The 15,200-nt window shown below is 66.4% G+C and carries 16 protein-coding genes; 12 read left to right on the top strand and 4 right to left on the bottom strand.

Annotated features, from left to right (window positions below; translation table 11 throughout):
* Positions 1-18: 18 nt before the first annotated feature.
* Both FAS41_RS18370 and FAS41_RS18365 read left to right on the top strand, forming a co-directional pair.
* Complete coding sequence (locus tag FAS41_RS18370) at positions 19-957, top strand: FecCD family ABC transporter permease (RefSeq protein ID WP_425049035.1); 939 nt, start codon at positions 19-21, stop codon at positions 955-957.
* Positions 954-1,781: an ABC transporter ATP-binding protein gene (locus tag FAS41_RS18365; protein WP_138524743.1), complete on the top strand. Its 828-nt coding sequence runs from the start codon at positions 954-956 to the stop codon at positions 1,779-1,781. Before FAS41_RS18370 ends, FAS41_RS18365 begins: the two co-directional genes overlap by 4 nt.
* 28 nt (positions 1,782-1,809) lie before the next feature.
* Here FAS41_RS18365 and FAS41_RS18360 read toward each other — a convergent pair whose 3' ends face one another.
* Positions 1,810-2,313 (bottom strand): SRPBCC family protein, encoded by a 504-nt coding sequence (locus FAS41_RS18360; RefSeq protein WP_138524741.1) that lies wholly within the window; start codon positions 2,311-2,313, stop codon positions 1,810-1,812.
* A 188-nt stretch (positions 2,314-2,501) separates the two neighbouring features.
* On the opposite strand from FAS41_RS18360, the gene FAS41_RS18355 reads away from it, so the two are divergent.
* From FAS41_RS18355 to FAS41_RS18325, 7 genes are all read left to right on the top strand, one after another.
* Positions 2,502-3,698 (top strand): helix-turn-helix domain-containing protein, encoded by a 1,197-nt coding sequence (locus FAS41_RS18355; RefSeq protein WP_138524737.1) that lies wholly within the window; start codon positions 2,502-2,504, stop codon positions 3,696-3,698.
* Between the two features lie 41 nt (positions 3,699-3,739).
* Positions 3,740-4,390: a Vgb family protein gene (locus FAS41_RS18350; protein ID WP_138524734.1), complete on the top strand. Its 651-nt coding sequence runs from the start codon at positions 3,740-3,742 to the stop codon at positions 4,388-4,390.
* 65 nt (positions 4,391-4,455) lie between these two features.
* Positions 4,456-4,905: a methyltransferase family protein gene (locus FAS41_RS18345; protein WP_138524731.1), complete on the top strand. Its 450-nt coding sequence runs from the start codon at positions 4,456-4,458 to the stop codon at positions 4,903-4,905.
* Between the two features lie 84 nt (positions 4,906-4,989).
* Positions 4,990-5,682 (top strand): response regulator transcription factor, encoded by a 693-nt coding sequence (locus FAS41_RS18340; RefSeq protein WP_138524727.1) that lies wholly within the window; start codon positions 4,990-4,992, stop codon positions 5,680-5,682.
* A complete protein-coding gene (locus tag FAS41_RS18335) occupies positions 5,682-7,046 on the top strand; it encodes a HAMP domain-containing sensor histidine kinase (protein ID WP_138524722.1) in 1,365 nt (454 codons plus the stop codon). Before FAS41_RS18340 ends, FAS41_RS18335 begins: the two co-directional genes overlap by 1 nt.
* 81 nt (positions 7,047-7,127) lie before the next feature.
* Positions 7,128-9,362: a TonB-dependent siderophore receptor gene (locus FAS41_RS18330; protein ID WP_138524719.1), complete on the top strand. Its 2,235-nt coding sequence runs from the start codon at positions 7,128-7,130 to the stop codon at positions 9,360-9,362.
* A gap of 23 nt (positions 9,363-9,385) precedes the next feature.
* The gene (locus FAS41_RS18325; RefSeq protein ID WP_138524717.1) at positions 9,386-10,279 is read left to right on the top strand and encodes an alpha/beta hydrolase; all 894 of its coding nucleotides are present in this window, start codon (positions 9,386-9,388) and stop codon (positions 10,277-10,279) included.
* A gap of 176 nt (positions 10,280-10,455) precedes the next feature.
* Here the strand turns inward: FAS41_RS18325 and FAS41_RS18320 are convergent, their stop codons facing one another.
* On the bottom strand, positions 10,456-11,349 hold the full coding sequence (locus tag FAS41_RS18320) for a LysR family transcriptional regulator (protein ID WP_138524715.1): 894 nt from the start codon (positions 11,347-11,349) through the stop codon (positions 10,456-10,458).
* A 90-nt stretch (positions 11,350-11,439) separates the two neighbouring features.
* Here FAS41_RS18320 and FAS41_RS18315 point away from each other — a divergent pair, with 90 nt between their 5' ends.
* On the top strand, positions 11,440-12,216 hold the full coding sequence (locus FAS41_RS18315) for an NAD(P)H-dependent oxidoreductase (protein WP_138524713.1): 777 nt from the start codon (positions 11,440-11,442) through the stop codon (positions 12,214-12,216).
* Positions 12,217-12,302: 86 nt separating this feature from the next.
* Here the strand turns inward: FAS41_RS18315 and FAS41_RS18310 are convergent, their stop codons facing one another.
* Positions 12,303-13,118, bottom strand: a complete 816-nt coding sequence (locus FAS41_RS18310; RefSeq protein ID WP_138524711.1) for an aminotransferase class IV family protein — start codon at positions 13,116-13,118, stop codon at positions 12,303-12,305.
* Between the two features lie 137 nt (positions 13,119-13,255).
* On the opposite strand from FAS41_RS18310, the gene gcvA reads away from it, so the two are divergent.
* Positions 13,256-14,167: a transcriptional regulator GcvA gene (gcvA, locus tag FAS41_RS18305; RefSeq protein WP_138524709.1), complete on the top strand. Its 912-nt coding sequence runs from the start codon at positions 13,256-13,258 to the stop codon at positions 14,165-14,167.
* 1 nt (position 14,168) lies between these two features.
* On the opposite strand, the gene FAS41_RS18300 is transcribed toward gcvA, so the two are convergent.
* Positions 14,169-14,639 carry a glycine zipper 2TM domain-containing protein gene (locus FAS41_RS18300; protein WP_138524707.1) on the bottom strand — a complete coding sequence of 157 codons (471 nt, stop codon included), beginning with the start codon at positions 14,637-14,639 and terminating at the stop codon, positions 14,169-14,171.
* A gap of 219 nt (positions 14,640-14,858) precedes the next feature.
* On the opposite strand from FAS41_RS18300, the gene FAS41_RS18295 reads away from it, so the two are divergent.
* A complete protein-coding gene (locus FAS41_RS18295) occupies positions 14,859-15,200 on the top strand; it encodes an FKBP-type peptidyl-prolyl cis-trans isomerase (protein WP_138524705.1) in 342 nt (113 codons plus the stop codon).

Genomic DNA, 15,200 nt, shown 5'->3' with positions numbered 1-15,200 from the left:
GGCATGGCCCTGGCGGCCATGCTGCTCCTGAGCCTGGTGTTCTGCCTGACTTCGGGCGATCTCGGAATGGGTGAGGCCTTGGCCGCGCTGCTGGGGCGGGGCGACGAGATGCAGACCCTGCTGGTGCGTGAACTGCGCCTGCCGCGCCTGCTCGCCGGCTTGCTCAGTGGTGCCGCGCTGGGCGCCGCTGGTTGCCTGATGCAGACCCTGGCGCGCAACCGCCTGGCCACGCCGGGCATGGTTGGCATCGACAACGGTGCCACCGCCTTCGCGGTCGCCTCCATCGTCGCCGTGCCCACCACCCTGGCACCGTCCGCCCTGGCCCTGAGTGGCGCGGCGACCGCCGCTGCGCTGACCTTCGTTCTCGCCGCCGGTGCCGGCGCGCGGGGCTATCGCTTCATCGTTGTCGGGCTGGGCATCGGCGCTCTGTTCGGTGCCGCCACCAACCTGATGCTGGCTCGCGCCGACATCGACGCCGCCAACGCGGCCTATCCCTGGACCGTCGGCAGCCTCAACGCCCGCCCGGCGCTGGCCGTGTGGCTGCTGGCCGGCGGCCTCGCGCTCGGCCTGCCGCTGGCGAAGCTGCTGGCGCGGGCGCTGATGCTGATGCGTTTTTCCGACAGCGTCGCCATCGGCCTCGGCGTGCGCCTTTCCGCCATGCGTGCGGCGACCCTGGCGCTGAGCGTGGCGCTCACCGGTCTGGCCGTGGCTGTGGCCGGGCCCGTGGGGCTGGTGGCGCTGATCGCACCGGAAGTGGCGCGCTACCTTGGTGGCCGTCATGGCGTGCCAGTGCTCAATGCCGCCCTGGCCGGTGCCCTCCTGACGCTGCTGGCCGACTGGCTCGGTCGCACGTTGCTGGCACCGGTGGAAATCCCCGTGGGCATCGTCATGGCGGTGATCGGTGCCCCCTACCTGCTCTGGATCATCCTGCGTCAGCCTGCCGGGAGACAGCCATGACCTCCATTTCCCCCAGCACCACCGCGCCGCTGGAAACCCGCGCGCTGAGCATGGCCTACGGCGAGCGCTCGATTATCGAGGGCCTGAACCTGCGTTTGCCGGCCGGCCAGGTCACGGCCATCGTCGGTCCTAACGGTTGTGGCAAGTCTACGCTGCTCGCAGGCCTGGCACGGCTACAGAAACCCAGCGGCGGTGCCGTGCTGCTCGATGGCAAGGCCATCGGCAGCCTGCCCACTCGCGAAGTAGCAAGGCGCCTGGCGCTGTTGCCCCAGGATGCCAGCGCGCCGGAAGGCCTGACAGTCGCCGAGTTGATTCGCTTCGGTCGCCAGCCGCACCAGGGGTTGTTCCAGCAATGGAGCGAGAATGACCAGCGCATCATCGAATCGGCGTTGCGCGCGGCGGATCTGGTCGAGTTGGCTGAGCGCCCGCTGGAGTCGATGTCCGGCGGCCAGCGCCAGCGCGCCTGGATCGCCATGGCCATCGCCCAGGACACGCCGTTGCTGTTGCTCGACGAGCCCACCTCGGCGCTGGACCTGGGCCACCAGATCGAGGTGTTCGAGCTGATCCGCCAGTTGGCGGAGGCCGGCAAGACCATCGTCATGGTGGTCCACGACCTGTCGAGCGCGTGCCGTTATGCCGACCACCTGGTGGCGATGAAGGACGGGCGCCTGCTGGCCGAGGGCGCGCCGTCACAAGTGGTGACTGCCGGGTTGGTGGAGGCACTGTACGGTGTGCGCTGCACCCTGATGAGCGACCCGCTCAGCGGCACGCCGGTGATAGTCGGCGCTAGCCGCGCCAGACGCCACGAAGCCGCCGGAACCTGAGGCCCGCGGCTGCTTCGCGTGCGACGGATCAGCCGCGCGACGCGCTGACCAGGCCGTCCAGCCACTCCTGGTGGCCGTTGATCATCGGGTTCGGCCGGGTCCGCGCCAGCTCCTGGGCGGGTTTGCCGACCTGGGTTTCCTGGGTGAGGATGCGTACCCGTCCACCGGGCAGGTTTTCGATCAGCCAGGCGTGATGAACGTCCAGCCGCGTATCGCTGTCTCCTTCCGCCCAGCCGTGCCAGGCCACCCGACCCGGTTCGTCATCACGCGGTGGTACGTATTCGGTGACCTCGGCCTCGATGGGAAAGCCGAAGGTCTTGAAGGCGAAACGCGCACCCAGGTTCAGGCGCGGACCGCTGCCGTCGTGGAAGACGATAGCGGCGACGTTGCTGTAGTAGGTCGGCCAGGCTCGGGTGTCGGCCAATTGCGGCCAGACCTCGGCGGCGCCCAGGCCCGCCACGATGACTTCATTGGACGCGAAGTTGTCGGTCAGTCCCGGCAGGTAGCCTTCGGGCCAGAATATCTCGTGCATGCTGCTCTCCTTTTCTCCAGGGCATGGCGGCGGGAATAGCGTGGACGCTGATCCGCCACCGCGCCAATTCATGTGATCCGACAGCGTTCCAGCCAGTACGCGCAAGGCGCCGGCAGGCCTGGGTGAAGGCCATGGCATAGACTGGGCCTCAGGCTCATGGCGGGGGTGGCAAGGGGGGTGGGATTTCCATGGATTCGCTGATCACGGCGGCGGCCTGCGCGCTGGCCGCCGGAGATCCGCTGGGCGCGCTGAATCGAGTGGCCCTGCGGGAAGACGCGCCTGCTCTCGCGCTTCGGGGTATCGCCATGGCCCAACTGGGTGATTTCCCTCGTGCCCGCACCCTGCTGCGCCGCGCCGCCCGCGCCTTCGGTGGCCACGAACCCATGGAGCGCGCCCGCTGCCGGGTGGCAGAGGCGGAAGTGGCGCTGGCCAGCCGCGAGCTGAACTGGCCGACCGGACCACTGGAACAGGCAGCGCAGGTGTTGCAGGCCCATGGCGATACGATCAATGCCGCCCATGCCCGCTACCTGCTGATTCGCCGCGCGCTGCTGATCGGTCAATTCGATCGAGCCGATACCGCGCTCGCCGAGTCGGTTCCGGAATCGCTGTCGGCGCCCTTGCGCGCAGTGCATTGGCTGATCGCCGCCGGCATCGCCGTCCGCCGACTTCGAGCGGGCGAGGCACGAAGCGCTCTGCGCCTGGCCGCCGAGGCGGCTGCGACGGCCGCCATTCCCGCCCTGCGCGCCGAAGTCGAGCAGGCACAGCGCCTGCTCGAGGCACCGGCCGCGCGGCGGATCGACCGCCACAACGCGTGTCTGCTGTCGCTGGATGAAGTGGAGAGCCTGCTGCGCTCCGACGCCCTGGTGGTGGACGCCGGCCGCAACCGTATTGGCGATCTGTCACTGGGCAGCCGGCCGGTGCTCTTCGCCCTTGCCCGCGCGCTGGCCGAAGCCTGGCCCGGCGATGTATCGCGCGTCGAACTGATCGGCCGGGTGTTCCGTACCCGTCATCCGGACGAAACCCACCGGGCGCGCCTGCGGGTGGAGATCGGCCGCTTGCGGCGCCTGCTGCAACCCAGGGCGGGAATCGAATCGACACCTCAGGGTTATGGGCTGGTTGCCGCCAATCCGGTGGTCCTTGCGCCACCCCTGGAGGACGCCAACGCTGAAGTGCTGGCGCTGCTCAGCGATGGTCAGGCCTGGGCCAGCTCGGCCCTGGCACTGGCGCTGGATACCAGCCAGCGCAGCGTGCAGCGCGCCCTCGAAATGCTGGCCCTGGCCGGTCGGGTGCAGGCGCTGGGGCAAGGGCGTGCGCGGCGCTGGACCCTGCCACCGGCTCCGGGAATCGCGACGACCTTGTTACTCCCCGCGCCCTTCGGTGTCTGAATAGGCTGAAGGCTCCCACCCACAACGTGAAGGGCTACACCATGACTACCCACTACAAGCAATCTCCGGCGCAGGTGCTGCAGGAATATGGCCCCTTCCCCGGTGTCAGCGCCGTCCACGGCCTGACCTTCGACGGCCAGCGCGTCTGGTTCGCCGTCGGCGAGCGCCTGCAGAGCCTCGACCCGAAGGACGGTCGCCTGGAGCGCTCCATCGAGGTCCCTGCCCACGCCGGCACGGCTTTCGATGGGACGTACCTCTACCAGATCGCCGAAAGCCGCATCCAGAAGATCGACCCGGCCAGCGGCCAGGTGCTCTCGACCATCCCCGCACCGGGCAATGGTGGTGATTCGGGCATGGCCTGGGCGGAAGGCTCGCTCTGGGTTGGCGAGTACCGCGCGCGGAAGATTCATCAGATCGACCCGGAAACGGGTGAAGTCCTGCGCACGATTGATTCAAATCGTTTCGTCACCGGGGTCACCTGGGTCGAGGGTCAGCTCTGGCATGGCACCTGGGAACCGGAGTCGACCTACAGCGAGCTGCGGCGCATCGACCCACAGTCTGGCGCGGTCCTGGAGCAGCTGGACCTGCCCGAGGGCGTGCATGTCTCCGGCCTGGAGGCCGACGGCGGAGAGCGTTTCTACTGCGGTGGCGGCAACAGCGGCAAGGTGCGGGCAGTTCGTCGACCGCGCTAAGCCCGGCATTCTGGGCTAGTGTTGGCACCTCACTGGAGACCGCCGCACTGGCCCGGAGCGCGAGCATGGATTGGCTGGAACACCGTATTCCCCCGCCCCTGGTGGCGATCATCACCGGCCTGCTGATGTGGTTGGCGGTTCGCCCGATCACGGAGCCGGGCAGCCGTCTCTGGCTCGCCCTGCTGGTGGCATTGGCAGGAGTTGCAGTATGTCTGGCGGGCGTGGCGTCCTTCCGACGCGCCCGCACCACGGTCAACCCGCTGAAGCCGGAGAGCGCGTCCTCGCTGGTGGTCGTCGGTATCTACCGGCATACGCGCAACCCCATGTACCTGGGCTTCGCCATTGTCCTGCTGGGCTGGTGCGTGTTCCTGGGGTCCGCACTGGCGGTGCTCGGCGTTGCGGTCTTCGTGCTTTACATCGGGCGCTTCCAGATCCGGCCGGAAGAGCGTGCCCTGCGCGATCTGTTTGGTGCGGAGTTCGACGCCTTCTGCGGCCGGGTGCGACGCTGGGTCTGACAGGCATTTCACAGATATCCATTGCCTTCTGACAGAAAGAGATGAGATATTTGCAAATGCTAAACGTTCTCATCAAGGCTTATCGTGTCCCCTTCGCTCTTGCTGGTGGAAGACGACTCCCGTCTTCGCCTGGACCTCGAACGTCATTTCTGTCAGCGCGGCTTTGCCGTCACGACCTGCGCCAACGGTGACCAGGGGCTGGTGGCCGTCCACCAGAATGACTTCGACCTGGTCCTGCTGGACATCATGCTCCCCGGCGTCGACGGCCTGTCGCTGCTGGATACGCTGCGTAGCGCCCGTTCCACGCCCGTGATGCTGATGTCCGCCCTGGGCGCGGAACAGGACCGCATCACCGGCTTTACCCGTGGTGCCGACGACTACCTGCCCAAGCCCTTCAGCCTCGCGGAGCTGGACGCGCGCATCGACGCGCTGTTGCGCCGGGTCAATCTGGATCGGGCGCGCACGGCACCACGGGCACAAAGCTCGCTGCACTTCGACGACGAGCTGCAGGACGTTTCCCGCCATGGCGAACACGCGGGCCTGACTCACTCCGAGTACCGCCTACTGGTCACGCTGAACGCCCATGCTGGTGAAGCGCTGAGCAAGAGCTTCCTTTACCAGAGCGTGCTGCACCGCGCCTATACGCGCCTGGATCGCGGGCTGGATGTACACGTCTGCAACCTGCGCCGCAAACTGGCCGCCATCGGTGCGCAGCAGGTACAGATCCAGGCCGTGCGCGGCCAAGGCTACATCCTGGTGGATGCGGAACGTCATTGATGCGCCGCCACCCTCTGCTGTGGAAACTCGCCGCGCTGCAGGTCGGTTTCTGCCTGCTGCTGACCTGGCTGATCTGGACCTGGGGCCTGTCGCTGGAGCGCAGTACCTACTTCCTCGGCGAGTCTGACCGCGACTATCTCGCACGCTACGCCGAGCAGGCCGAACTGGTCTGGGAGCAACAGGGCGCCGAAGGCGTGGAGCGCTTCCTCCGTGAGCTGTCCGCCACCGAGGACACCTGGGTCGCGGTGATCGGCGAACACCTGCAGAGCCTGGGCACCACGCCGCTGACGGCGGAGGAATCCAGCCACCTGACCTTCATGCGCAAGCTGGACTGGCCGATGAGCCGGCGCCTGCAGGACGAGCTGCCCTATGTCAGCATCGAGTTTCCCGAGCACCCTGAGCGCGGCCGGCTGGTCATGCAACTCCCCGAGCGCTTGCTGCCTGGCGGCCTGACGCCCTGGACGCACCTGTTCAGCCATGGCGTGGTGCCGACCCTGCTGGCCGCCCTCCTCGGCCTGTTGATCTATCGCCACCTGGTGTTGCCACTCAATCGTCTGCGCGCCCGTGCCGATGCCCTGCGGGCGGACGATCTGGACAGCGAAGGGCCCGGCACACCGCTGGCCCACCGCCGTGACGAGCTGGGCGAACTGGCGCTGGCCTTCGATCACATGGCCGAGCGTCTGCGCCACAGCCTTGCCCAGCAACGACTGTTGCTACGTACCTTGTCCCACGAGCTGCGTACACCGCTGGCCCGCCTGCGCATCGCACACGACAGCGACCTGCCCCCGGAACAGCTGCGCGAACGCCTGGATCGCGAGATCAACGACATGCAGCGTCTGCTGGAAGACACCCTGGACCTTGCCTGGATGGACACCGAGCGCCCGCAGCTGGAGCGCGAGCCGGTGCTGGTGCTCTCGGTGTGGGAAGCGCTGCGCGAGGACGCCTGTTTCGAAAGCGGCTGGGACACCGAGCGCCTGCCCTGCTCGCTGGGCACCGAATGCGTGGTGCAGGTGCACCTGGACAGCTTCGCCCAGGCCATCGAGAACCTGCTGCGCAATGGCATCCGTCACTCACCGCGCGGCGGCAGCGTGCGCCTGGACGGCTGGCGCGACGGCAACTTCTGGCACCTGTGCGTGAGCGACGACGGACCCGGTGTCGCCGAGGAAGACCTCGAACGTATTTTCCAGCCCTACCAGCGGCTGCAACCGTCCGAATCCAGCGGCTTCGGGCTCGGACTGGCCATCGCCCGGCGCGGCGTCGAGCTGGCCGATGGGCGCCTGTGGGCGGAGAACGGCAAACGTGGGCTCTGTCTGCACCTGCTGTTACCCGCCGCCGCGGACAAGCATTCCATCGCAAGTGTTTAGAAAGTTAATGCGCTTTACTAGCAAATAGCAGTCATTATCATTTGTGATCTCTTAGTAATCGTCCTCCTTCGGAGATCACCGATGTCGTCCCGTCCGATGCAGTTCCTTCCGCCCTTCCTGCTGCTTTCCAGCTGCCTGCTGTCCTTCGCCGTACAGGCCGCCAGCGCCGATTCCGAGCCTGTCGAACTCGACAGCGAGACCATCGTCGCCACCGCCGCCGAGGAAGCCAAGCAGATGCCGGGCGTGTCGATCATCACTGCCGAGGACATCAAGAAGCGCCCGCCGGCCAGCGACCTGTCGCAGATCATCCGTACCATGCCGGGCGTCAACCTGACCGGCAACTCCACCAGTGGCCAGCGCGGCAACAACCGCCAGATCGACATCCGCGGCATGGGCCCGGAGAACACCCTGATCCTGGTGGACGGCAAGCCGGTTTCCAGCCGCAACGCCGTACGTTACGGCTGGCGCGGCGAGCGCGACTCGCGCGGCGATACCAACTGGGTGCCGGCCGATCAGGTGGAACGCATCGAAGTGCTGCGCGGCCCGGCGGCTGCTCGCTATGGCAACGGCGCAGCGGGCGGCGTGGTGAACATCATCACCAAGCAGGCCGGCAAGGAAACCCACGGTGACGTCACCGTCTACAGCAACTTCCCGCAGCACAGCGACGAAGGTGCCACCCAGCGCATGACTTTCGGCCTCAACGGCCCGTTGACCGACACCCTGAGCTACCGCGTGTACGGCAACGTCGCCAAGACCGACTCGGACGACTGGGACATCAACGCCGGCCACGAATCCAACCGCACCGGCAACCAGGTCGGCACCCTCCCCGCCGGTCGTGAAGGCGTGCGCAACAAGGACGTCAACGGCCTGCTCAGCTGGCACCTGACGCCCGAACAGACCCTCGATTTCGAAGCCGGCTTCAGCCGCCAGGGCAACATCTACACCGGCGATACGCAGAACACCAACAGCAACGCCAACGTGAAGTCCATGCTCGGTCACGAGACCAACCGCATGTACCGCGAGAACTACTCGATCACCCATCGTGGCGAGTGGGACTTCGGCAGCTCCATGGCCTACCTGCAGTACGAGAAGACCCGCAACAGCCGCATCAACGAAGGCCTGGCCGGCGGCACCGAAGGCATCTTCAGCAACACCGATTTCTACACCGCCACCCTGCGCGACCTGACCGCCCACGGCGAAGTGAACCTGCCGTTGCACGCCTGGCGCGACCAGACCCTGACCCTGGGCAGCGAATGGGTGCAGCAGAAGCTCGACGACCCCAGCGCCAACACCCAGACCACCAGCGAAGGCGGTTCGGTGCCGGGGCTTACCAGCAGCAACCGCGACACCACCTCGCAAGCGCAGATCTTCTCGCTGTTCGCCGAAGACAACATCGAACTGCTGCCCGGCACCATGCTCACTCCGGGCCTGCGCTGGGACCACCACAGCATCGTCGGCGACAACTTCAGTCCGTCGCTGAACCTGTCCCATGCGCTGACCGACGCCGTCACCCTGAAGGCCGGTATCGCCCGTGCCTACAAAGCGCCCAACCTGTACCAGCTCAACTCCGACTACCTGCTGTATAGCCGTGGCCAGGGCTGCTACGGCCAGAGCACCAGTTGCTACCTGCAGGGCAACGAGGACCTCAAGGCGGAAACCAGCGTCAACAAGGAACTGGGCATCGAGTTCAACCAGGACGGGCTGATCGCCGGCCTGACCTACTTCCGCAATGACTACAAGAACAAGATCGAGTCGGGCCTGTCGCCCATCGATCAGGCCACCGGCGGCACCGGCAGCTATGCCAACGCGGCGATCTACCAGTGGGAGAACGTACCCAAGGCGCTGGTCGAAGGTCTGGAAGGCACCTTGACCATCCCGCTGAACGAGCAGCTGAAGTGGAGCAACAACTTCACTTACATGCTGCAATCGAAGAACAAGGAAACCGGTGATGTGCTCTCGGTGACGCCGAAGTACACCCTGAACTCCATGCTCGACTGGCAGGCCACCGATGCCCTGTCGCTGCAGGCCAGCGTTGCCTGGTACGGCAAGCAGAAGCCGAAGAAGTACGACTACCACGGTGATCGAGTCACCGGCACCGCCAACAACCAGCTCTCGCCCTACGCCATCGCCGGGTTGAGCGGCACGTACGTGTTCACCAAGAACCTGAGCTTCACCGCAGGCGTCGACAACGTCTTCGACAAACGTCTGTTCCGCGAGGGCAACGCCCAAGGCGTGGCGAACATCGAAGGTGCGGGTGCCGCGACCTACAACGAACCGGGCCGCACGCTGTACACCAGCCTCACCGCGTCCTTCTGATTCGTAGAACGAGAAAAAACCTGATGAGACCTCGCCTCCTGGCCCTGGCACTGGCATTCGCCGTGCCGGGGCTGGCAGCGCATGCCGCGCCTGCCCCCGACCAGAAAATGGACACCCACCTGCTGCAACGCACCGACCTGGCCTACCGCTTCAGCGAGTTGAAGCTGGACTCCGCCGACGGCCAGCGTCATTACCAGTTGTGGATTGCCCGCCCGAACCACCCTGCCCCCGCCGCCGGCTACCCGGTGGTGTGGATGCTCGACGGCAATGCCGCCGTCGGCGCGCTGGATGAGAAACTGCTGGCCGAGCTTAACGCGGGCAAGGCCCCGCTGCTGGTTGCTGTCGGCTACCAGACGCCGCTGCGCATCGACCGCGCCGGCCGCACCCGCGATTACACGCCGCCGCGCGCTGCCGTCGCCGAGCAGAAAGACCCGCTTACCGGCGACCCCAGCGGTGGCGCTGATGCCTTCCTCGACCTGATGCGTGACCGGATGCTGCCGGCGGTGGCCGCGCAAGCCCCCCTCGACCGTGCGCAACAGACGCTTTGGGGGCATTCCTACGGAGGCCTGCTGACGCTCCACGCGCTGCTTACCCGGCCGCAACAGTTCAGCTTCTACGCACCCGCCAGCCCTTCGTTGTGGTGGGGCGACGGCGCCATCCTCGAAGAAAGGGCCGGTTTTGCCCAACGCTTGGCCGGGCACCCGGTGGAGTTGCTGCTGATGCGTGGCACCGGGGAACCTTCCCGCCCGCGTGACAACGTCAAGCCCAGCCCGCCCCGCGCAGCGCAGGACCTGGTGGAGGAACTGGGCAAGGTGCCAGGCGTGCAGGCGCAGTTCCATGCCTTTGACGGCCTGAGCCATGGGGAAACGCTGGGAGCTTCGTTGCGCTATCTGTTGCAGACGCGCTTCGTTGACTAGCGCCACCTCCAGGCACGCTTGCAGGATGGCGTGGAGCGCAGCGATACCCTTCACTCACGGAACCTCAGCATGGGTATCGCTGCGCTCCACCCATCCTACGAAGCTGCTGCAGACACGCTTCAAGAAGTGAGCTGACCGGCATCTCCCTGTAGGAGCGGGCCAACTTCGGCGTACCGCTACACCGCCCCGGCAATCTGCTCGCGCAACCAGCGATGCGCCGGGTCGCGGTGCGAACGCTCGTCCCAGAGCATCGACATCTCGTAACCCGGCACCTCCACCGGCGCTTCCACTACGCGCAGCGCCGGGTTTTCCCGCACCAGCCGCGCCGGCACCATCGCCACCAGGTCGCTACTGGCAAGTGCCGAGATGACGAAGAGAAAATGCGGCACCGACAGCGCCACGCGTCGGCTCAGGCCGACCGCCGCCAGCGTCTCGTCGGTCACGCCGCTGAATCCGCCGCCATCGGGCGACACCATCACATGTTCCAGCTGGCAGAACTGCGCCAGGGTCGGCTTGCGCTTGAGCTTCGGGTGCCCGGCGCGGCCGGCCAGCACATAGCGCTCGCTGAACAGTGTTCGGCGGCGCATTCCCGGCGGGCTGCCCTCGGTGGTGTGGAAGGCCAGGTCGATATCACCCTGCTCCGCCTGCCGGGCGATGCGCGGCGGGGATAGCTCCAGCAGCGCCAGACGAGTGCCTGGAGCGCTGCCGCGAATGGCGCTCAACGCCGGCAGCAGGATGGTGGATTCCCCGTAGTCCGTCGCGGCGATGCGCCAGATATTGTCCGCCTGGGCCGGGTCGAAGGGTGCTGACGGCGCCACCGCCTGCTCCAGCGCCTCCAGGGCGATGCGCAGGGGTTCGCGCAAGGACTCGGCCCGCGCTGTCGGGCGCATGCCGCGCGGTCCTGGCAACAACAGCGGATCGCCGAACATGTCGCGCAGCTTGGCCAGGTGCACGCTTACCGAGGGCTGCGAAAAGTTCAGCTGTTCGGCTGCGCGGGTCACGTTGTGCTCACGCAACAGCACGTCGAGGGTGACGAGCAGGTTGAGGTCGAGACGCCGTAGATTAGTCATCCATATACCTGGGATTTCGGATATTCATTTCAACTATACCGCTGAACATCCCATCCTGCGTCCATTCCCACCTGACGGATGACCGCCTCCATGAACGTACTGATTGTCTACGCACACCCCGAACCGCGCTCCCTCAATGGTTCGCTGAAGGATTTCGCCGTACGCCACCTGCAGGCCGCCGGCCATGAAGTGCAGGTCTCCGACCTTTACGCGATGAACTGGAAAGCCACGCTGGACTCCTCCGACAGCCTCGACCGCGACCCCGATGCGCGTTTCGATCCATCGCTGGACTCCAAGCGCGCCTACGCCGCAGGCCGGCAGAGCAGCGACATTGCCGCCGAACAGGAAAAACTGCGCTGGGCCGACACGGTGATCCTGCAGTTCCCGATGTGGTGGTTCACCCTGCCGGCAATCCTCAAGGGCTGGTTCGAACGGGTCTACGCCTATGGTTTTGCCTATGGCGTCGGCGAGCACTCCGATGCTCGCTGGGGCGACCGCTACGGCGAAGGTAACCTGGCCGGCAAGCGTGCCATGCTGGTGGTCACCACCGGTGGTTGGGAATCCCACTACAGCGCGCGCGGCATCAACGGGCCGATCGACGACCTGTTGTTCCCGATCCACCACGGCGTGCTGCACTACCCCGGATTCGACGTGCTGCCGCCCTACCTGGTCTATCGCACCAGCCGTGTGGATGCCGAGCGCTACGCGCAGATCGAGCGGGAGCTGGGTGAGCGCCTGGACAACCTCCAGACCACCACACCCATCCCCTTCCGCCGGCAGAACGGCGGCGACTACGAAATTCCCGCGCTGACCTTGCGGGAAGAGATCAACCAGGGCGCCACTGGCTTCGCAGCGCATCTGGATTGACCTTATGTTCGCGAGCAAGCTCGCTCCTACAGGGGCATGCACGCGGCTTTTTGTAGGAGCGAGCTTGCTCGCGAACCGCCCACGCCTCAGGGCCTCACACGAGGCTCCGCTTCGAAGGCGCTGCGCAGTAACTCGACGAACTCCGGCGCCGACGGGATCTCTGCATCGCCGATACGCTTCACCGGTACTGCTGGCGTCCAGGAGTTCATCACCACCGCGCCGCTCAGGCCGGGCAGATCCTGCGGGTCGATGGCACGGGTCACCTGGCGCACGCCCAGGTGTTCCAGTTGCCGCTGGAGGATGCCCATGGTCGTCCCGGTGAGCATCTTCGCCCTTGGCCAGACCACGGTTTCCCCATCCCAGAACGCCAGGTTCCAGATGGTCGCCTCGCTGAAACGGCCACGGTGGTCGGTGAACACTGCATCGTCGAATCCGGCGGCCACCGCTTCGCGCAGGTACCAGGTCTTGGCGATCTCGCCGACGTGTTTGATCTCCGGCAGCACCCGTTCGTGGCCGGCGATGGCCAGTGACAGAGGGCCCTGCGGACCGTCCGACGGCGGCGCGGTACGCACCAGCAGTTCGGGGCGGTGCTCGGGGCCGGCTACGGTGAATTCCCCCGCGGGCGAGTACACCGTGGCCATCAGCGAAGTATCGTCCGGCGCCTGCTCCAGCGCAGCGCGCAAGGCGGCGCAGATTTCCTCGTCGGCATGACTCTGGCCGAACAGGCGCTGCGAGGCCTTGCGCAGGCGCTCCAGGTGCAGGTCCAGGCCGCGGATGCCACCGCCGCGCACCTGCATGGCAGTGAAGTGGGCATAGCCCGCAAAAGCCAGGGGCGCGAGGTCGTCGGCACTGGCGGGCTGGGTGTTGCGCTGGGTGATGTAGGGATGGATGGCGGCTGACATGGCGCTGGCTTCCTCTGCTCGGTTTTCTTCTGGAGAACCTTCAAGGGAATCTTCAAGGTGGTCCCACTATCGGCCTTTGACGAAGCCGGGAGAAACGAGTATTTCTCGACGGATCATCAAGCAGGATTTGAAGATCGATGAGCCGCTCGTTTCCCGGTATCCGCTCGCTGCGCACCTTCGAGGCCGCCGGCCGCCACCTGAATTTCACCCGCGCCGCCGATGAAGTCGGTCTCACGCCAGCGGCGGTCAGCCACCAGATCAAGGAGCTGGAAGACCAGCTCGGCCTCGGCCTGTTCGTGCGTACCAGTCGCAGCATCCAGCTGACCCCGGCGGGCGCCTTGCTACTGGAAGCGGCAGCGGAATCCCTTGAGCTGCTGCACCGCGCCACCGTGCGGGCGCGGAGGCTGGCGCGCACCTCGGAGCAACTGCGGGTATCGCTCACCGCACGCTTCGCCACCCACTGGCTGCTGCCGCGCCTGCCGAAGTTCCGCGCGCTGCATCCTGGTTTGAAGCTCAGCTTTGACGTCAGCGACGAGTTGCGGGATTTCGCTGTCGACGATATCGACCTGGCAATCCGTTTCGGCAGCGGGCGCTACCCCGGCCTGCAGGCCGAGCGCCTGTTCGATACCCAGATCGTTCCGGTGTGCTGCCCCAGCCTGCTGGAAGACGGCCCACCCTTGCGCGAGCCGCGTGACCTGCAGGCCCATACGCTGTGCCACGTGGTGTGCGAAACCGAAGGTGCGGCCTGGCCGGACTGGTCGCGCTGGATGGCAGCGGCCGGCGTGGAAGACTTCGACGCCAGCGGCTGCGTGACCTTCGAGGACACCAGCCACGTGGTGCAGGCGGTGCTGGAGGGCGGCGCAGTCGGGCTGGCCGACCACGCCATGGTCGCTCGTGAACTGGAGCAGGGCCTGTTGGTGCAACCGTTCGAGCTGGGCGTGCGGGTCGCCGAGGACTACGCCTACAACCTGGTGTACCCGCTGGCCAGCGCGGACGACCCGCGGGTCAAGGGCTTCCGTGACTGGATCCTGCGGGAACTGGCCGGCTGACTCAGTCGTTCTGCGGCACCACGCGAGCACCGGCACCCTGCCCCTCGATGTAGACCTTCGTGCCGGGTTTCAGGTCGGCATTGACCGGTTGCGTGACCGAGACCAGTACGCCACTCTTCATCCGCACGATGATCTGCTGGGCTTCCTGAGGCTTGTCGTACTGGCGCTGCTCGGCGTAGTTGCCGCCCACTCCGCCCGCCAGCGCACCGGCGATCATCGCCACGTCGCGGCCGGTACCCCGGCCGATCAGACTGCCCAGCGCCACGCCTCCCAAGCCCCCGAGAATGGCACCCACTCCGGTGTCGTGGTTGGTTTGTACCTGGGTGTCGGTAACCTGCTCGACCACCCCGGTGCGGATTTCCATTTCCCCCGGCGCACTCGCACCGCCGCTGCCCCCGCCATCCATCCCGGCACAGGCGCTGAGGGCGAACACGATGAAGCCGATGAGGAATCCATGGTTGATGCGATGCATGGCGATCTCCTTGGTTGGGTTGATTGCCGACCCCGGCGGCGCATGCCACCCAGCCTGCTGAGCATTGCCCGGATTCGCTGAATTGCCTGCCCCGCACAGGGATTGCGACGGACGGTCGGACGGGGTACAGGCTGCCACCAGGACTTGCCTTCGCCGTGCTTTCCTGCGACAACGCACGCCCTCACGGCAACAGGCCGCCAGCACATCAGGAGAATGCCCATGGGCAACGAACTGCAGATCGAAGATGTCGTCGTCGGTGACGGCAAGGCCGTGGTCAAGGGCGCCCTGATCACCACCCAGTACAAGGGCACCCTGGAGGACGGCACGGTCTTCGACTCCTCGTACGACAAGGGTCGACCGTTCCAGTGCGTGATCGGCACCGGCCGGGTGATCAAGGGCTGGGACCAGGGCCTGATGGGCATGAAGGTCGGCGGCAAGCGCAAGCTCTTCGTGCCGGCGCACCTGGCCTACGGCGAGCGCCAGGTCGGCGCGCACATCCAGCCCAATTCCAACCTGCTGTTCGAGATCGAACTGCTGGAAGTCCTCACCCGCGACGACTGA

The organism is Pseudomonas nicosulfuronedens (assembly GCF_005877905.1).
In the GTDB taxonomy this organism is placed as follows: domain Bacteria; phylum Pseudomonadota; class Gammaproteobacteria; order Pseudomonadales; family Pseudomonadaceae; genus Pseudomonas; species Pseudomonas nicosulfuronedens.
The sequence above is the reverse complement of the archived record's forward strand: the minus strand, read 5'-3'. Positions and strand labels throughout refer to the sequence as shown.